Raw genomic sequence first — 18,675 nt, 5'->3', positions numbered from 1 at the left:
AGACAGCTTGTTTTACTTAACAAAGCATGTCTTTTTTTTATACTTTATTTTTTATAAAAAACTGGAGTTTAAAAATACTCCAGTCTCTTTCCTATTTCGCTACAAGCTTTTTCCATAGCCTTTGCTATTTTTCCCATTCTTTCTTCATTCCATCTTTCTGGAAAACATGGACAACTCATTGCAGCAATTATTCTATTATTTTTATTAAGTACAGGAACTGCAACTGCTTTTATTTTTTCCGAGTGTTCCATATTATCAAAAGATATTTTTCTGCTGTTTATTTTAATAAGTTCTTTTTTTAGTTCTTCTCTGTCTGTTATTGTATTTTCAGTATATTTAGGAAGAGTTTTTTCTAAAAGTTTATCAAGTTTTGCATTACTCAACTGGCAAATCAAAAGTTTGCTGGCAGCGCCTGCATGAAGAGGGAAAATTGCATTTTCTGACACAGGTATTTTTATAAGATCACTGCTTTCAACTTTTGCTATAGTTCTTATTTTATCTTCCTCAAGTATATTCATTTTAAAAGTCTCTTTAAATTTAAGAGAAAGTTCTTCAAGATAAGGACGGGATATATTTTTTATAAGAGTGTATCTTTCATATTTATTTGCAAAGAAATAAAATTTTTCCCCAAGAGAATATTTTTTATCTTCTATACTTAGATATCTTAACTCTAAAAGTAAGGAAAGAAGTCTGTTTACAGATGCTTTTGAAATATTAAGTTCTCTTGCTATTTCAGCTTGAGTTGCAGCTTCATTATAATACAGATAATTAAATATTCTGTCTGCTTTTTCTACTGCAGGAACTTTGCTTTTATTCTCCATATTCTACCTCATCTTCTTTTTTAAAATTTCACTTTAGGAGTTTCTTTTGCTCCTTCTTCAGCTTTAAAAAGAGTTTCTTCTTTAAAGTTAAATATTCCTGCAAAAATACTTCCAGGAAGCATTTTTACAGCTTGATTATAGGATGTAACAGTATCATTATAAAACTGACGGGCAAAACCTATTTTATCTTCTATTTCTTTAAGCTGTTTCTGAAGTTCAAGGAAATTTATATTTGCTTTTAAATCAGGATAACTTTCCGACACAGCCATAAGCCTTCCTAAAAGTCCACTTATTTCCCCATTTATTTTCATTTTTTCCTCTGTTCCCATAGCATTTATATAACGGTTTCTAGCTGAAATAACAGCATCAAGAGTTTCTCTCTCATGAACTGCATATCCTTTTACTGTTTCTGTAATATTAGGTATTAAATCCATTCTTTTTTGCAACTGTACATCTATTTGACTCCAAGCATTTTTCACTCTTTCATGAAGAGTTACAAATTTATTTTGATAAATTATAGTTATTACTATTATAAAAAGAATAATAGCAATCAAAATAATTATACCTTTCATACTAATCATCTCCTTTTTCAGTTAATTTTCTAAAAAGCACCTCCGCCTCCACGGCCTCCTCCACCTCCGGAAGAACCTCCGCTGAAGCCTCCTCCTCTTCCTCCTGCTGAAGAATGATTTGATTTTGAAACTTCTCTTATTGAACGATTTGCAGCTCCTGATGTTGCTTTTTCTATACTGTGAAATGCACTGCTGTATATATAAGCATTCATTATAGAAGGTCTATAATATCTGCCAACTTCTGTTCCTCTGTTTTCACCTCTTAAACTTTCTATCTTTTTATATCCTTTTGCTACTTTTTCTGCAACTCCAAGAGCTACAGCATAAACAAAATAGTGTTCCCAAATATAAATTGAAGCTGTTTTTGCTTCTTCAAGATTACTATAATCTATTAAAAATTTTTTAAATGCACTCCATTTTGCATAAGCTTCTTCAGCTATTTTAGAAAGTTTTTTTCTTGAAATTATAAATACAATGAAAGGAACTGCTATAAATGTAAATAACATAAATTTTGAATCTCTGAAAACTCCTGTAAGAAAAACACCTCCAGGAAACATAAGAAATCCAGTTACAACCCCCAAAAGAACAGGAATTTTTTTATTTTTTTCTCTCGTAAGACCTTTTTCCTCTAAATCTTTTTCTACTTTTCTGCACCACTCCTTATATTTTGAATAAAAAGCTTTGGCATTTTTCTTTCCTGAAATATAGCTTTCAACATCCTCCATTACAACTTCTGTTCCATCACCCATTTCATTAATATACCATTGAAAGACATATTTTTCATACTCTTTAAGACTAGAAATATCTTTTTCTTCTATTTTTCTTAAAATAGTCCTATGTTCCTTTTTCCCGTTTGAATTTATTATATCTTCTTCTGACATTTGAAAGAAATCTTTTCTTACTAAATCCATAACTGTAGCAAAAAGATGTTCTGGTTTTATTGTAAGTCTTGCTGATACAGCTCCTGCAACTGCTGGTGTATAGTCATCAGGAAGTTCTCTGAAATATTCTCCATATGGAGCTTGTACTTTGTATCTCTTTCCATTTTTTATATATACAAAACTTCCTACAAAAAATATCCAGCATATTACAGCACCAAAAGCTGTCCAGCTAAAGATTGTCATTCTTACAGCTTTTTCTCTTTCTCTATTTGCTTCCTCTGCTAAATTTTTTTCCAAAGCCATAATATCATCAAAAGCTTTATAATTCTTTATATATTTTTTATTTATTTCAGATATTATTTCTTTTGGAAAAAGAATATTTGTCTCAATAAACTCCCCTGGATAATAATTTTTTAAAGAATATTTTATCTTCCTTCCATTTACTATTTCAATATTTCCTGTAAGCGGTCCATGTCCAAAAGCATATATTTTTTCTTTTAAGGTTTCTTCAGGAAGTTCTATTGTTACTTCTATATTTTTTATATTATTCTGCCAGTTTCTTCCCACCATTTTTCTATTGAACTGTGCTGTATCTTTATAAACAGAAATACCTTCAGGAAGAATATAGCTTATAATAAAAGTTTCTTTTTCATTATACAAAGGATAATAAAGCTTTATTTTATAAAGTCCTTCTTTTTCACTTAAAGAATAATATCCTCTGTTTGTTCCTCTTTTTCTTACAGCTTGTATATATTCTCCGTCTTTTTCATAAAATATACTTATATCTTTAGGTTCTCCATAACCTTCTGCATCTATATTATAAATAATTCCATTTATTTTTTCAGCCTTATAAACAACTTGTTCTGTTACTTTAACACTTCCATCTTTTCTTATTTGTGCCAAGATTTTTAAGTCATTTATTTTATAAGATGCTGAAAATAATGCCGAAAAAATTGTAAGAAAAAGTAATGTAAAAATAATTTTTCTCCAAAAATACCTGTATTTTCCCATAAACTCTCCCTCCATATTCAATGTATATTTTTATCTTATCACAACAAACATTAAACCACAAATAAAAAAATCCCCTTTGATATCAATAATCAAAGAAGATTTTTATTTTTTATTATTTTTTTAGCTCCATTATAATATCAAATTTTTCAGGATATTCTTTTCTGCCTGTTTCATAAAATCCAAGACTTTTATAAAAATTTACAACTTTTATATTTTTGGAGCTATCCTCTGTTTGAATTTTAAATATTCTTTTTCCTGAAAGATATATAAATTCCTTTGTATTTTCAAGAAAATATGTCATAAGATATTTTCCTAAGCCATATCCCTGATAATCTTTATGTACAGATATTTCATTTATATAAAAGCTGTTTTCAGAGTACAAATTATTATTTTCTTTTTTTCTTTCATATCCAATAAGAACTCCTACTATCTTATCTTTATCAAATAAAATAAGGCTGTGCTCCCATTTTCCATAAAGAATTCTTTCTCCTTTTTTCTCTCTTATAACATCAGAAATTTTATAATTTGATTTCGGTATAAGATTCAAAAGAGAAACTATTTCTTCTTTATAAAGTTCTCCTGTTTCTTTATCTAGAATATAAAGTGAAAATCCTTTATATTCTCCTAGAAATTTCATGGTTCTATCCTAATTTTGAAAGGAATTTTTCAACATTGATTATAAATCTTTCGTGAGTTCCTTCTCCTACAACAGTTCCATTATGAGTTACTTTAACATCAAATACTAGTCTTCTTCCGTCTATCTTTGTAAGAGTTGACTCACAAACAACTTCGTCTCCTATTTTATTAGCTTTGTTATGTTTTATATTTACAGATATACCAACTGTTGATTCTCCTTCTGCAAGTTCAGACTGAACTAACTCAAAAGATGTTTTCTCCATAAAAGCTATCATCATTGGTGTTCCATATACTTCCAATGTTCCTGAAGCTACTTTTGCTGCTGTTTCTTCTGGGCTTACTGTTCTTGTGTAAGATAATTTCATTCCTTCTTTTAACATATTAGGTGTATCCTCCTGTTTTTTATGATTTATTACAAATATATTATTTCATTAATTGCAAAAATAGTAAAGAAAAATATAAAAGAAAAGAGAGGAAATTTTTTCCTCTCTTCTCAGAAACTATTAGATGTAATTAAAAAACTATTTTACTATTAAATTTTCTCCTGTCATTTCTGCAGGTTGTTTGATTCCTAAAATATGAAGCATTGTTGGAGCTATATCTGCAAGTTTTCCATCTTTTAATGAAACTCCTTCAGTATGATTTGATACATATATAAATGGAACTTCATTTGTTGTATGAGCAGTAAATGGTGCATTAGTTTCAGGATCTACCATAAGTTCTGCATTTCCATGGTCTGCTGTGATTAATACTGTTCCATCAAGAGAAAGAACTGTATCAACAAGTGTTTTTACACATTGATCAACAGCTTTTATAGCTTTTTCAGCTGCTTCTAAAACTCCTGTATGTCCAACCATATCAGGATTTGCAAAGTTTAAAATCACTACATCAAATTTTCCTGATTCTAAAGCTTCTTTTGCTCCTTCAGTAACTTCAAAAGCTGACATTTCAGGTTTTAAATCATATGTAGCAACTTTTGGAGATGCAACAAGTTTTCTTTCTTCTCCAGGATACTGAGCTTCTACTCCTCCATTGAAGAAAAATGTTACATGGGCATATTTTTCTGTTTCTGCAGTTCTTAACTGAGTAAGACCTGCTTTAGAAATTACTTCTCCGAAAGTATTTACTATTTCATCATCTTTATAAATAACAGGTGCATCTATTGTAGAATCGTATTGTCTCATACAATAAACTTTTATTGGATCAATATTTCTGTCAAAGAAAGTAAATTCTTTGTCATTAAATGCTCTTGTTATTTGTCTTGCTCTGTCAGGTCTAAAATTAAAGTTTATTAAAACATCTCCTGATTTTACAAGTCCTTCTTTATCAATAACTGTAGGTTTTACAAATTCATCTGTCACTCCAGCTGCATAAGAAGCTTTTATAGCTTCATCTGCTGAAGACGCCTCTATTCCATTTCCTAAAGTCATATTATCATAAGCAAGTTTTGTTCTATCATAGTTTTTATCTCTGTCCATTGCATAGTATCTTCCAGAAATAGTAGCTATTTTTCCTACTCCTATTTCAGCCATTTTAGCTTCAACTTGAGCTAAGAAGTTTACAGCTGATGATGGAGGAGTATCTCTTCCATCTAAGAAAGCATGAAGATATACTTTTGTTAGTCCATAATTTTTAGCCATTTGAAGAAGTCCATATATGTGGTCTACATGTGAATGAACTCCTCCATCAGAAACAAGCCCTGCAAAGTGAATTGCAGAATTATGTTCTTTTGCATAAGAGAATGCTTCTTTTAAAGCAGGAATTTCATAAAATTCCCCATCTCTTATATCTTTTGTTATTTTTACAAGGGGCTGATAAATTACTCTTCCTGCACCTATATTTAAGTGTCCTACTTCTGAGTTACCCATTTGCCCTTCAGGTAATCCTACTGCTTCTCCTGATGCTTCAAGTCTTGAATGTGGATATTTAGCTAAAAGCTCTGAATATTCTTTTGGATCAGCATTTTTTATAGCATTAACTTGGTTGTCGTGAGTATTTATCCCCCAACCATCTAAAATCATAAGCATTAATGGTTTTTTATTCATTATTTATTTTCCTCTCTAAAATTTTCAAAATTATTAGTTAATTACATTCCAGCTTTTACTATCTTAGCAAAAGATTCTGCTTCAAGAGAAGCTCCTCCAACAAGTCCACCATCAATATCAGCTTGAGCAAGAAGATCTTTTGCATTATCAGCTTTCACTGATCCTCCATATTGGATAGTAATTTCTTCAGCTGCTTCTGCTCCAAACATTTCAGCTAAAACTTTTCTTATAGCTTTATGAGTTTCTTCTGCAATTTCTGGAGTAGCAGTTTTTCCTGTTCCTATTGCCCATACTGGTTCATAAGCAACAACAACTTTAACAGCTTCTTCTTTAGTTAAACCTGCAAGTCCGCCTTTAACTTGAGTTTCGTTTACAAGATCAGTTCTTCCTGCTTCTCTGTCTTCTAATTTTTCTCCTACACAAAGAATTGGAGTTAATCCATAAGATAAAGCACATTTAACTTTTTCATTTATAAATGCGTCTGTTTCGTGGAAGTATTCTCTTCTTTCAGAGTGTCCTAATATTACATATTCAACACCTATAGCTTTTAACATTTCAGGAGAAACTTCTCCAGTATAAGCTCCAGATGCTTTTGGATACATATTTTGAGCAGCAATTTTTATATTTGAACCTTCAACAGCTTTAACTGCATCAGAAAGAGCAGTAAAAGGAGCTCCTATAACGATTCCCACATTTTCAACACCTGCAACAGCTGCTTTTAATTCAGTAAGCATAGCCACTGCATCAGCATTAGTTTTATTCATTTTCCAGTTTCCTGCAATAATAGTTTTTCTCATTTGAAAATCCTCCTAAATATTTTAATTAATATCTCAATATTTTTGCTTTAATGTTTTCATCTTATATTCTAACATAAAATACAATAAACTTCTAATTTACTATAAGTCAATAAATTGATTTTTTGTGATTAATTTTTAAGCATTTTTGATTTTTTTATTTTTTAATATTTTACTTCTATAAAAACTTCTTATAAAAAGAAGGGGCTGCTGATAAAGAAAAAATATAAATATTTTCTGGCTCTCCAGCTTCTTTAATAGCTTTTATCATTTCAAAAACTGTTGCTCCTGTTGTTATTATGTCATCAACTATAAGAATATTTTTACTTTTTGTGGGAAAATCACATCTGAAAGCTGATTTTACATTTAATTTTCTAAGATTCTTTTCTGAAATTCCATGCATAGGAAGTGTATTTTTTCTTCTCTCTGCTTTTTCATAAGATATTCCTATTTCATCAAGAATAAGTTCTACTTGATTAAATCCTCTTGAAAAATATCTTTCTTTGCTCATAGGAACAGGAATAATTGTATCTATATTTTTTTCTCTTATTATTTTTTTTAAGTCACTTTCTATAAGCTTACTTATAAATATACATATATCTTTTCTCCCATTAAGCTTATAATCAATAATAAGATTTCTTATATCGTTTTTATAATCAAAAAGATAAAAAATATTCTTTCTTACATGAAGAATTTTTTTCTTTTCAATTTTTTCCCTACATTCTCTGCATATATAAATTTCATCTTCTTCAACTTCTTTTTTGCATATAGAACATCTTGAATCAAAGAAAAACTTTCTAAGAATTTGATTGAGTTTTAGGCTCAAGATTATTCTCCTTTTCTTTTTTCTTGTCTTTATTAAGAATTTTTGCAGAATACATCTCTGTATATCCACACTCAGCACATATTTTCAGATAGTATGTTCCCATTTCAATTTTTAATCCAGCTTCTTTTTCTGGCACTACAGCCGTTCTTACATAATATTTTTCACATCCACATTTAAGGCATTTAAAATCCAATTTCATCACCCCATATTATGTTTTTTATCCAATTACAAGGTGTTTTTCCCCTGCCATTAAAGATAACAGCATCAAACCTTATGTCATAGTTAAAATATCTGTTTTCTGAAATAAATTTTAGAGCACTGTAATACATATTTCTTTTTTTTCTATAGTCTACTGCATATTCTCCTCTTCCAAAAACATCATTTGTTCTTTGCTTTACCTCAACAAAAACTATTGTTTTATCTTTTTTCATTACAAGATCTATTTCTCCATGTTTTGTAAAATAATTTGCTGTAAGAAGTATATACCCTTTCCTTTCAAGAAATTCTGCAGCATAACCTTCAAAAAGTGCTCCTTGTTCTCTTTTATTCATAAGTAGTATCTGACTTTAATATTTTCTTTAAAAAAGTTTTTCTGTGTATTGGAAGAGGTCCTTTTTCAAGAAGAATTTCTCTGTGAAGTTTTGTTCCATATCCCTTATGTTTTTCAAAAGCATATTCAGGATATTTTTCTGCATTTATAAGCATTATTCTGTCTCTTGTTACTTTAGCTATTATTGAAGCTGCAGCTATTGAAAGGCTTTTAGCATCTCCTTTTACTACTGCCTCCTGCTCTCCTTCATAACCTTTTATTAATTTATTTCCATCAACAAGAACTTTATCAAACTCTGTTCCCTCTTTTTTTATATCTTCAAGAGCTCTTGTCATAGCAAGAAATGTTGCATTTAAAATATTTACCTCATCTATTTCTTCAACTGTTGCTATTCCGACTCCTACATTGCAATAAGCTAAAATTTTATCAAAAAGAATTTCTCTCTTCTTTTCAGAAAGTTTTTTAGAATCATTAATCTCTTCAAAAAAATCATGATATTCATTAATTTTTACTGCTGCAGCAACAACAGATCCTGCAAGAGGTCCTCTTCCTGCTTCGTCAACACCTGCTATATTTCCTTTTTCTCTGTCAAATTCATATAATTCTTTCATTTTACTTTTCACCAATCTCTGTTATTTTTTCTCTGTTAAACCTTAATTTTTTTATAATGTTTTCAAAATCCCCAGGAAGTTTCCCTTTTACTTTTATACTTTCTTTTGTCACAGGATGAATAAATTCAAGCATATATGCGTGAAGCATCTGCCTTTCTGCAAGCTTTGAAGGAGAACCATATGTTGAATCTCCAAGAATAGGATGATTTAAAAATTTCATATGCACTCTTATCTGATGAGTTCTACCTGTTTCAATATTTACTTTCATAAGAGAAAAATCCTGAACTTCATCAATTACTTCATAATTAGTTATAGCAGGTTTTCCATTTATCTCAACAACTGCCATTCTTTTTCTCTCATAAGGATCTCTTCCTATAAGATTTTCTATTCTTCCTGATTTTTGACTAAAATTACCCTTACAAATAGCTATATATGTTTTTTTCATATTTTTACTTTGAAACATTTCTACTAATTTTTCATGTGCTTCATTTGTTTTAGCAATTATTATAAGTCCACTTGTATCCTTATCAAGTCTATGAACTATTCCAGGTCTTATATTGTCTTCATTTATATTTGAAAGACTTTTAAAATGATATAGAAGAGCATTTACCAAAGTCCCTGTATAAATATTCTGTGCTGGATGAACAGTCATATTGCTTGTTTTATTAATAACAGCAATATATTCATCTTCATATACTATATCTATAGGAATATTTTCTGGTTTAAGTTCAGGTACTTCTTCTTCAGGAATTTTTACCTCAACTATTTCATTTCCTTTTAATTTTGTTCCTGCTTTTTTTATATCTTTTCCATTTACTTTTACAAGTCCATCTTCTATAAGTTTCTGAACTCCTGCTCTGCTCATTTCTTCAAGCATACTCTGCAGAAAAATATCAAGTCTTTTTCCTATGAATTTTTCTTCTGCAGAAAATTTTAATTCTTTCATAAAATACCCCGCAATTATACCTTTATACCATAATTATAGCACCCATCAAACAATTTTAAAACCTAAAATAATTGACATAAAGTTTTAAAAATGATACCATATTCTGTACGAACAATGAAATATATATTTAGGTAGAGGTTGCGGAAAACAAGATTAAGCTGAAACAGCACGACAAAGCATTGAAGTCAGCCCAAAGGGAATTCCGCCGAAAGATTTAATTTGTCAGATTAAAGTCTTGGGCATACAGAAAATATCTGTATGACTGACATTAGTTTACTGCTGATGTAGAGCTATCAATTTTATCAAAATTATTGTTTAATTTGATATTATTATTAACATCTGCCATGAAAAAAATCCCATGGCAGTTTTTTTTACCTAAAATTCATTGTTATTTAATATTTTTAGGGAGGATTAATAAAAAATGAATGAAAATTTAAATGAGAGAAGAGGTTGGTTTATAGAAATATTAAAACTGTCTCCTGTTGTTATTTTAGGAGTACTTATGGTTGCTGTAGGACTTGATGTTCTTGTTGCTGCTCCTATTGCAGTAATGTTTGCTGCACTTGTTGCATTCATCACTGAAAAATTTACTTTCCAAAAAATAGTTGATTCCGCTGTTGACAGCGTAAAAGAAATTCAACTTGTTTTCTTTATTCTTATGCTTGCTTATGCTATGGCTGAAACTTTTATGGCAACAGGAGTTGGAGCTTCTATTATCATTATGTCTCTTAACTTTGGACTTACTGCAAAGACAATAGCTGTTACTGGAATTATTGTAACAAGTCTTTTATCTGTTGCAATAGGAAGTTCATGGGGAACATTTGCTGCCTGTGCACCTGTATTTTTATGGCTTAACCATATTGTAGGAGGAAATATCCTTCTTACTACAGCAGCTATTGCTGGAGGAGCTTGCTTTGGAGATAATATAGGACTTATATCAGATACAACTGTAGTAAGTTCAGGTATTCAAAAAGTTGAAGTAATAGACAGAATAAAGCATCAAGGTGTTTGGTCTCTTTCATGTCTTGTTTTAAGTATAATAACTTTTTATGGTGTTTCTGTTTTTATGGGGCTTCCTGATACTGTAGGAAGTGCAAGTGAAGCTATAAATAATATTCCTCAGTCTGTATGGTCTGCTCTTGCAGCTGAAAGAGAATCAGCAGTAACTTTACTTAAACAAGTTCAAAGTGGTATCCCTGCATATATGGGAATTCCTCTTCTTCTTGTTCTTGCTGCTGCTGTAAAGGGACTTCCTACTCTTTTATGTTTGTTCCTTGGAATATTTTCTTCTCTTATTTTTGGAATTTTTGCAGGAACAATTACAATAACTGCTGAAGCTGCTCAAGCTGCTGCAGAAATGGGAAAAACAGCAATAGATCTTAAAGGTTTCATTGAACTTATATATACTGGATTTTCAGGAGCAGGAGCATGGGTTATTGTTATGATGATGTGGATTGCTGCTTTCGGAGGAATTATGGGAAGCATGAATGCCTTTGAACCTCTTTCAAGACTAGTTAAAGGTATGGCAAAAAATGTAAGACAACTTATGTTCTATAATGGAGTTTTCTCTATTCTTGGAAATGCTGCCTTAGCTGATGAAATGGCACAGATAGTTACAATAGGACCTATTATAAGAAATCTTGTAGATGAAAATGTAGAGGGCGATGAAAAAGCTATGTACAAGCTAAAACTTAGAAATGCCACTTTCAGTGATGCTCTTGGAGTTTTTGGTTCTCAGCTTATTCCATGGCATGTTTACATAGGATTCTATATAGGAATTGCAAAAGTTGTATATCCTTTACATGAATTTGTTCCTATGGATATTATTAAATTTAATTTTCTTGCCATGATTTCTGTATTTTCTATTCTTTTCCTTACTATAACAGGATTTGATAGATTCATTCCTCTTTTTGGGTTAGAGACAGAACCTAAAGTCAGATTAAAAAAATAAATTTTAAAGCTATCATATTTTATGATAGCTTTTTTATTTGTACTAAATTTTTGAAAAACAATCTATTTTTTAAATAATTAACTAACAAATCATTGATGGATTTAATTATTATTATTAAAATTATATTGACTTATTAAATATTCTCATGTATACTTAAGCATATTTAGAACTTTGTTCTCATGAGAGATTAAAAAATAAAGGGGGAGAGTCATTTGATAGCTGAAAGAATGATTGGAAAAGCTCTTGGAAAAGGTGTTTTTGAAATATCAAAAGAAGTTAAAGAAGCTGAAACAGAGTTTGGAAAAGATAATGTTATAAATTCCACAATAGGAACTTTCTATGGAGAAGATGAAAATCTTTCTGTACTAAAAACTGTTGAAAAATATTATAAAAATCTTCCTGCTGTTGAAATTTTTGGATATGCTTCAGGTATAAGTGGAAGCAACGAATATAAAGAAGCTGTTAAAGAAAATGTTTTAGATATATATAAATCATCATTTGATAAATCATATATAGGAGTAACTGCGACTCCCGGAGGAACAGGAGCTATTCATAATACTCTTAAAGCGTATATGGACTGTGGGGAAACTGTCCTTCTTCCTGAATTTATGTGGGAAGCTTATAAAAGTCTTGCTGCTGCAAATGGATTAAAATATGATACATATACTCTATTTGATGGAAATGCTTTTAATATTTCAAGCTTTTCTGAAAAAGTTTTAAAAATGGCAAAAAATCAACATAAAGTTCTTGCTGTTATAAATGATCCATGTCAAAATCCTACAGGATACTGTCTTTCTTTTGAAGAATGGAAAGCTGTCATAGAAGTTTTAAAAGAAGCTGCAAAATATGCTAAAGTAATTCTTTTAAATGATATTGCATATATAGACTATGATTTCAGAGGAGCTGCAAAATCAAGAGAATATATGACTCTTTTCAATGGACTTCCTGAAGAGATTCTTGTAATTATGGCATTTAGTATGTCAAAATCATTTACAAGTTATGGACTTAGAGTTGGAGCACAAGTTGCTGTCTCTTCCAGCAAAAAAATTATAGATGAATTTGATACAGCTTCAACTTTCCTTTGTCGTACAAGCTGGTCAAATACAACAAGAGGAGGAATGAAACTTCTTTCTGATATATATAGTGATGAAAAACTTCTTAAAGAAGTTGAAGACGAAAGGGAAGAAAAAATAGTCCTTCTTGAAAAAAGAGCTGAAATCTTTGTAAAAGAAGCTGAAAAATCTGGACTTATTACTTGTCCTTTCAGAAGTGGTTTCTTTGTCACAATACCTCTTAAAGAAAATGCCAAAGAAATTATTGCAGATTTAAAATCACAAAAAGTATTTGTTCTTCCTGTTATTGGAGGAATAAGAATTGCTCTTTGCAGTGTACCTTGCAGAAAAATAGAAAAATTACCTGAAATTATAGCTCAGTCAATAAAAAAATTCAACAGATAAATATTCTAGGGGGAGATTAATTTGAAACAAGAATTTTCAATCAACAGAAACAGTGTTATGCTTAACTTTACTGCTAAATATTGTACTACATCAGATGAACTTTTAAGCAGTGTAGGATTCAGAAAAATATTAAACTCTTATGTTTTAAAAATAACTAAAAAAGATACAGAAGTTTACAGACATCTTAAAGCACTTGCAGGAGATGAAGATATAACTGAAGAAGTTACTCGTCTTTTTAAACTTCTTATAGTTTTCAATCTTGAAGCACTTGAAAAACTTGATGAAAGATATGTAACATTTTTCAGTAAAAAAGATATTGTTATTGAATTTATAGAAGAACTTTACACTTACTGGAGACAATTTGAAAGATATGCTATTATAAGAAATAAGAAATTTGAAGCTGGACTTCAAAATGCAAATTTCTTTAATTCAATGAATAATTTTACAAATCTTATTCTTACTACATACAGAAAAATAGAAGAAACTGTTATGGGAACAAAGCATAGAGTATACAGACAGCTTCCTGCTGGAGCAAATCTAGGAGTTATTGTAAGCAATGTAAACTGGAATATTCCTAAAGAATATTATGCTCTTGAAAAAGTAAACTTCATAAACTCTGTAATTTTACAGCCTCCATTTATTACATATCCTAAACAAAACACAAGAAAAGGAATTTTCAAAGAAGTTAATGAAAACCCTATTGAAGGAATGTATTTAAACTCTGAAGACTGGCTTTGCTATCCTGCAAAAGTAGGTTCTCTTCTTGCATTTATATATTTCAATAAAGATTTTATGGCTCAGGGAGTTACTCTTTCAAATCTTTTTGAACTTGCTGAAGAAGAAGAATATGCAAATAAAAAACCTGATATTGTTTTTGTATATGGAGCAAGAGACTTTGATCCTAAAATGAAAACTCTTTTCTATAATGACAAAATAAATGATATCATGGTAGGATATATAAATTACAGTGAAGATATTGACTATTTTGGATATGTTAAGAAAATGACTCTTACTCTTCATAACTTAAAAATGATTGAGCAAGGAGGACTTCCTATTCATGGAGCTATGGTAAATGTTACTATGAAAACAGGAGATAGCTTCAATATTATCATCATGGGAGACAGTGGTGCTGGTAAATCTGAAAGTCTTGAAGCATTTAGAATTTTAAGTGAAGAATATGTAAAAGAAATGAAAGTTATTTTTGACGATATGGGAGTTTTAAAAATAAAAGATGGAAAAATTCTTGGATATGGAACAGAGATAGGAGCTTTCGTAAGACTTGATGACCTTGATTCAGGTTATGCTTACAAACAAATGGACAGAAGTATCTTTATGAATCCAAATAAAATTAACTCAAGAATAGTTATTCCTATTTCATCATACAATACAATAATGACAGGTTTCCCTGTTGAATATTTCCTATATGCTAATAACTATGAAGAAGGAGCTGAACTTGAATTTTTCAATTCTCCTGAAGAAGCAAAAGAAGTGTTTGTTGCAGGAAAAAGAATGGCTAAGGGAACTACAAGTGAAAAAGGACTTGTTACTTCTTATTTTGCAAATCCATTCGGACCTGTGCAAAAACAAAAAGAAACTGATATTCTTATTGACAAATTCTTCAATAAGATGTATGATGACAAAGTTGTCGTTGGTCAAATAAGAACTATGCTTGGTATCAAGGGAAAAGAACATGAAGGGCCAATTAAGGCAGCTGAAAAATTATTTAATCTTATTATAAAAAAATAGCCTTAAATATTAAAATTACATATATACAAAAAAGGGAGCAGAAAATTCTGCTCTCTTTTTTGTTTTAAAATTATTTCTCACATTTTTCAAATTTATAAATTTTTTAATTATTTTTACACAAAAAAAGAAAGCCAAAAATTCAGCTTTCTTTCATGTTTTCTTTAATATAAATATTAGAAATTAAATTTATATCCAAATGATAATGTTACTCTTGAATAATCATAATCTTTTTTAGTTTTTGCATCTAAGTCAGAAACAGTTATTTCTGCTTCAGCTTCATTAACTTGATACATTAAATCCATAGTGAAATTGTTATATTCAAATCCTGCACCAATTCCATAATATAACCCATCATCTATTTTAACATTTCCTTTAGCTTTCCCTTCTAATGTACCATCTTCACTTAACCCTGACATTTTGAAATCTCCATCTCCATCATTAAATGAATATCCTAAATTTGCTTTAACATATGGTACAAAATTATTAATTGCATCAAAATTATATTTCGCTGTTAAATATAATGGAATTGAAGTATATCCAGGCATTTCAAATTTTGTATCAAAAATAATATCTGGTAAACCATCAAATTCTACAAAATCATTACTAGATTTAGGGTCTCCATGTTTTTGGTAAGCTAATCCAAGTCCTAATTCAACTTTTGGATAAATTTCTCTTGTAGCTTCAACAGCTATTTCCCAAGAAAAATCATCAGCCTCATCTTTATTAAGTTTTAGATCATAATATGAAACAGTATCAAATTCTCCGTTTAAATCAGCCCCTGCTCTTAAATAAAGATTTGTTTCTGCAGCCATTGCTACAGTTGATAAAGCAAATAAACCTAATAAAACTTTTTTCATAAAAATCTCCCTCCATAATAAATTTTATTTTATTAAATTTGTATTTTGGAGCAGATATTGTATAATATACTTGTCAGAGTGTATTTATACACATATCTGCCCCATTTTCAACTGACATTCCTTACTGCCAATAAGGAAAGCAGTTATTAACTGTGTTGGTTGGAAATGGGATCTAACTGTTAATCTTTCTTTTCTATGACAATTTTTTTTATTTTTTCATCATAGTTTAATTCTATCCACGGTTCATCTGGTGTTATATTCATATCTTCAAGCCACTCTTTTTTTAAAATTATTCTGCCTGATATGCTCCCTGAACCATTTCTATTAAAATTAACAGCTTTGATATCTTTTAATTTCATAAAAGACCTCCCAAGCTCCTCTTAAAAGCGTTATTATTGTACGCTTTTAAATAGTATATATCTTTTTCAATTAATAGTCAATAACATTTGCAAAATAAAAAAACAGGAAGATTTCTCCTCCTGTTCATTATCATTTACAATTATTTTTACGAATAATTATAGAGCAGCTTTTGCAGTTTCTGCTAATTTAGCAAATTCAGCAGCATTGTTTAGAGCCATATCAGCAAGAACTTTTCTGTCTAATACGATTCCAGCTCTTTTTAATCCGTTCATTAATGTAGAGTAAGTTAATCCATTGATTCTTGCTCCAGCATTAATTCTTATGATCCATAATTGTCTCATTTTTCTTTTCTTAACTTTTCTATCTCTTGTAGAATAAGCTGCAGCTCTCATTGTAGCTTGTTTAGCTTGTTTTATAACATCTCCAGAAGCACCTCTGAACCCTTTAGCAGCTCTTAAAACTTTTTTATGTTTTCTTCTTCTTACTATTCCAGTTTTAACTCTCATTACATCCTCCTAAATATATACTCAAAAATCGGTTATTATCTTCCTACTCCATATGGTAATAAAGCTACCATATCTTTTTTATGAATATCTAAAACAACAAAGTCTTTCTTTAATCTATTTTTTCTTTTTCTAGTTTTTTTAGTTAAAATATGGCTTGTTCCTGAATGTTTTACAACATATTTTCCTGTTCCTGTTACTTTTACTCTCTTTGCTGTTCCTCTGTGAGTTTTCATTTTTGGCATTGTGTGTTCCTCCTCTCAATCTATTAAAACTATTTTTTTGCCGATAACATCAAATATTTTTGACTTTCTTTATATCTTTTTTCAACTTCAGCAACTCCATCAAGCTGTTCTGCAACTTGATCAAGAAGTTCAATTCCCATATCTTGATATGATTTTTCTCTTCCGAATTGTACTAAAGTTACTTTAACTTTATTATCTTTTTCCAAGAATTTTTTAATCGCATTTACTTTTGTTTCAAGGTCATGGTCGTCTATTCTTGTTCTAAGTTTAACTTCTTTAACTACTACTACTTTTTGCTTTTTCTTAGCATCTTTTGCTTTTCTTGTCTGCTCATATTTGTATTTTCCATAATCCATTATTTTACAAACTGGTGGAACTGCAGCAGGAGAAATCTCAACTAAATCTAATTCTTCTTTTCTTGCTGCTTCAAGAGCATCAGCTATAGACATAATACCTAATTGCTCTCCTGTACTGGAAATAATTCTAAATTCTTTCCCTTTAATTTTTTCGTTAATTCTAACCTTATCTGAAATAATTAACACCTCCTAGTTTAAAACCCTATATACATAAAAAAACAGAGTACATAACATACCCTGCATATATCTCAACTCTAAATTAATTAAATTCAAGTTATTTACCTTATGTAAGCCATCTGCCCACAAGGTGAGAAACAGGGAGTTTCTTCTTGATATAAAAAATCTTACTTTATTAGTATATACAATTTTCCTTTTAATGTCAAGCATTTTTAGAAAAATTTATACATTTTAATTTTTTTATTTTTACAAGGAAAAAAAATAATAGTATAATGTAAAAGTAATTTTTTTACATTTAAAACATAAAAAAATTTTAAAGGAAATATATCTATGAAAATTAAAAATGAATTTGAAAACCAGATATCAGACTCAAGAAGACTAGCTTTTTTTCTTTCCCTTGCAGGAGGATTTCAAGATGCTTATTCTTATATATGTAGAGGCAATGTTTTTGCAAATGCTCAAACTGGTAATATTGTCCTTTTAAGTGGTCATCTTATATCTGGTCAGTTCATAAAAGCTATCCATTATATTTTTCCTATTTTAGCTTTTCTAAGTGGAATATATTTAACTGAGTGGATACAATACTTATATAAAAAAAATAGAATCCTACATTGGAGACAAATTATTCTTTTTTTTGAAATTGTTGCTATGGTTTTTGTTGGATGTCTTCCTAGCTCTATGAATGTTTTAGCTAATATTATCTTATCTTTTTCATGTGCTATGCAAGTAAGTAGTTTTAAAAAATTTAGAGGAATAACATTTGCTACCACTATGTGTATAGGTAATATGAGAAATGCAACAGAATTTCTTGCTCAGTACCATATTTATTCTCAAAAAGAAAGTATTTATAAAAGCTTACACTACTATGGTGCTATAGCTATTTTTTCTCTAGGTTCATCTTTAGGATTTATTTTTTCAAAACTATTAGGACTTATTTCTATATGGATTGCTGCTCTTTTTTTATTCATTGGTTTTATACTAATGCTTATAAAAGAATAAATCTTTATTATTCATTTAAAAATAATTTGAAACTTATTAAAAAATAAGTTTCAATATTTTTATCCTAATTCCTTTATATGTTCAAGTAATAGTCTTTCTGTTTTTTCTAAATGACTCTCTATAAGCGCCTTAGCTTCTTCTTTTTTCCCTTCTACAATATATTCATACAATTTTTCATGCTCTTGCATTGAAAGTTCTTTTGAATCTTCAAAATAAAGTGACATATCTCTATGTAATCTTTGGATTTCAAATCCTAACATCATAAACTCTCTTAGCATCTCATTTGTTATATATTTATATGTTATATAATGAAATTCTGTAAGTTCTACTG

At 29.6% G+C, this 18,675-nt stretch carries 22 protein-coding genes, 1 riboswitch and 1 other annotated feature; of the genes, 4 read left to right on the top strand and 18 right to left on the bottom strand.

Annotated features, from left to right (window positions below):
* Nucleotides 1–68 precede the first annotated feature (68 nt).
* The 12 genes from I6E17_RS05885 to I6E17_RS05830 form a co-directional block, all read right to left on the bottom strand.
* A complete protein-coding gene (locus I6E17_RS05885) occupies nt 69–821 on the bottom strand; it encodes an IclR family transcriptional regulator (RefSeq protein ID WP_176828977.1) in 753 nt (250 codons plus the stop codon).
* Nucleotides 822–841: 20 nt separating this feature from the next.
* A complete protein-coding gene (locus I6E17_RS05880) occupies nt 842–1,393 on the bottom strand; it encodes a LemA family protein (RefSeq protein ID WP_235236150.1) in 552 nt (183 codons plus the stop codon).
* Nucleotides 1,394–1,422: 29 nt separating this feature from the next.
* Nucleotides 1,423–3,285, bottom strand: a complete 1,863-nt coding sequence (locus I6E17_RS05875) for a DUF2207 family protein (RefSeq protein ID WP_235236148.1) — start codon at nt 3,283–3,285, stop codon at nt 1,423–1,425.
* A 112-nt stretch (nt 3,286–3,397) separates the two neighbouring features.
* Nucleotides 3,398–3,922, bottom strand: a complete 525-nt coding sequence (locus I6E17_RS05870) for a GNAT family N-acetyltransferase (protein WP_176828974.1) — start codon at nt 3,920–3,922, stop codon at nt 3,398–3,400.
* Between the two features lie 4 nt (nt 3,923–3,926).
* On the bottom strand, nt 3,927–4,301 hold the full coding sequence (locus I6E17_RS05865; protein WP_176828973.1) for a thioesterase family protein: 375 nt from the start codon (nt 4,299–4,301) through the stop codon (nt 3,927–3,929).
* Nucleotides 4,302–4,442: 141 nt separating this feature from the next.
* Nucleotides 4,443–5,966, bottom strand: coding sequence for a 2,3-bisphosphoglycerate-independent phosphoglycerate mutase (gene gpmI, locus I6E17_RS05860; protein WP_235236146.1), 1,524 nt, complete (start codon nt 5,964–5,966; stop codon nt 4,443–4,445).
* A 41-nt stretch (nt 5,967–6,007) separates the two neighbouring features.
* The gene (gene tpiA, locus I6E17_RS05855; protein ID WP_235236144.1) at nt 6,008–6,763 is read right to left on the bottom strand and encodes a triose-phosphate isomerase; all 756 of its coding nucleotides are present in this window, start codon (nt 6,761–6,763) and stop codon (nt 6,008–6,010) included.
* Between the two features lie 175 nt (nt 6,764–6,938).
* The gene (locus I6E17_RS05850; RefSeq protein WP_176828970.1) at nt 6,939–7,586 is read right to left on the bottom strand and encodes a ComF family protein; all 648 of its coding nucleotides are present in this window, start codon (nt 7,584–7,586) and stop codon (nt 6,939–6,941) included.
* Nucleotides 7,558–7,785, bottom strand: a complete 228-nt coding sequence (locus I6E17_RS05845) for a hypothetical protein (protein ID WP_176828969.1) — start codon at nt 7,783–7,785, stop codon at nt 7,558–7,560. The genes I6E17_RS05850 and I6E17_RS05845 overlap by 29 nt, the downstream gene beginning before the upstream one ends.
* Complete coding sequence (locus I6E17_RS05840; protein WP_176828968.1) at nt 7,769–8,137, bottom strand: YraN family protein; 369 nt, start codon at nt 8,135–8,137, stop codon at nt 7,769–7,771. Before I6E17_RS05840 ends, I6E17_RS05845 begins: the two co-directional genes overlap by 17 nt.
* Nucleotides 8,130–8,747, bottom strand: a complete 618-nt coding sequence (locus I6E17_RS05835; RefSeq protein ID WP_235236142.1) for a ribonuclease HII — start codon at nt 8,745–8,747, stop codon at nt 8,130–8,132. Before I6E17_RS05835 ends, I6E17_RS05840 begins: the two co-directional genes overlap by 8 nt.
* 1 nt (nt 8,748) lies before the next feature.
* On the bottom strand, nt 8,749–9,693 hold the full coding sequence (locus tag I6E17_RS05830; protein ID WP_235236140.1) for an RluA family pseudouridine synthase: 945 nt from the start codon (nt 9,691–9,693) through the stop codon (nt 8,749–8,751).
* Between the two features lie 124 nt (nt 9,694–9,817).
* A riboswitch (Lysine riboswitch) is annotated at nt 9,818–9,994 on the top strand.
* A 120-nt stretch (nt 9,995–10,114) separates the two neighbouring features.
* Between I6E17_RS05830 and I6E17_RS05825 the strand changes: the two genes are divergently transcribed.
* From I6E17_RS05825 to I6E17_RS05815, 3 genes are all read left to right on the top strand, one after another.
* Complete coding sequence (locus tag I6E17_RS05825) at nt 10,115–11,644, top strand: Na+/H+ antiporter NhaC family protein (protein ID WP_235236138.1); 1,530 nt, start codon at nt 10,115–10,117, stop codon at nt 11,642–11,644.
* A 212-nt stretch (nt 11,645–11,856) separates the two neighbouring features.
* A complete protein-coding gene (locus tag I6E17_RS05820; RefSeq protein WP_235236136.1) occupies nt 11,857–13,101 on the top strand; it encodes a pyridoxal phosphate-dependent aminotransferase in 1,245 nt (414 codons plus the stop codon).
* Between the two features lie 21 nt (nt 13,102–13,122).
* Nucleotides 13,123–14,847, top strand: a complete 1,725-nt coding sequence (locus I6E17_RS05815) for a phosphoenolpyruvate carboxykinase (protein ID WP_235236134.1) — start codon at nt 13,123–13,125, stop codon at nt 14,845–14,847.
* A 173-nt stretch (nt 14,848–15,020) separates the two neighbouring features.
* Here the strand turns inward: I6E17_RS05815 and I6E17_RS05810 are convergent, their stop codons facing one another.
* From I6E17_RS05810 to infC, 5 genes are all read right to left on the bottom strand, one after another.
* A complete protein-coding gene (locus I6E17_RS05810; protein ID WP_176828963.1) occupies nt 15,021–15,704 on the bottom strand; it encodes an outer membrane beta-barrel protein in 684 nt (227 codons plus the stop codon).
* A 179-nt stretch (nt 15,705–15,883) separates the two neighbouring features.
* The gene (locus tag I6E17_RS05805) at nt 15,884–16,063 is read right to left on the bottom strand and encodes a dihydrolipoamide acetyltransferase (RefSeq protein ID WP_176828962.1); all 180 of its coding nucleotides are present in this window, start codon (nt 16,061–16,063) and stop codon (nt 15,884–15,886) included.
* A 156-nt stretch (nt 16,064–16,219) separates the two neighbouring features.
* Complete coding sequence (rplT, locus tag I6E17_RS05800; RefSeq protein WP_176828961.1) at nt 16,220–16,570, bottom strand: 50S ribosomal protein L20; 351 nt, start codon at nt 16,568–16,570, stop codon at nt 16,220–16,222.
* A gap of 35 nt (nt 16,571–16,605) precedes the next feature.
* The gene (gene rpmI / locus I6E17_RS05795) at nt 16,606–16,812 is read right to left on the bottom strand and encodes a 50S ribosomal protein L35 (protein WP_176828960.1); all 207 of its coding nucleotides are present in this window, start codon (nt 16,810–16,812) and stop codon (nt 16,606–16,608) included.
* A 29-nt stretch (nt 16,813–16,841) separates the two neighbouring features.
* The gene (infC, locus tag I6E17_RS05790) at nt 16,842–17,354 is read right to left on the bottom strand and encodes a translation initiation factor IF-3 (RefSeq protein ID WP_176828959.1); all 513 of its coding nucleotides are present in this window, start codon (nt 17,352–17,354) and stop codon (nt 16,842–16,844) included.
* Between the two features lie 18 nt (nt 17,355–17,372).
* Nucleotides 17,373–17,505: a sequence feature (ribosomal protein L20 leader region), on the bottom strand.
* Nucleotides 17,506–17,675: 170 nt separating this feature from the next.
* On the opposite strand from infC, the gene I6E17_RS05785 reads away from it, so the two are divergent.
* The gene (locus I6E17_RS05785) at nt 17,676–18,344 is read left to right on the top strand and encodes a YoaK family protein (protein ID WP_176828958.1); all 669 of its coding nucleotides are present in this window, start codon (nt 17,676–17,678) and stop codon (nt 18,342–18,344) included.
* A 59-nt stretch (nt 18,345–18,403) separates the two neighbouring features.
* Here I6E17_RS05785 and I6E17_RS05780 read toward each other — a convergent pair.
* On the bottom strand, nt 18,404–18,675 hold a 272-nt coding region (locus I6E17_RS05780), incomplete at its 5' end, for an FCD domain-containing protein (protein ID WP_235236132.1).

Source organism: Fusobacterium perfoetens (assembly GCF_021531595.1).
In the GTDB taxonomy this organism is placed as follows: Bacteria; Fusobacteriota; Fusobacteriia; order Fusobacteriales; family Fusobacteriaceae; genus Fusobacterium_B.
The sequence above is the reverse complement of the archived record's forward strand: the minus strand, read 5'-3'. Positions and strand labels throughout refer to the sequence as shown.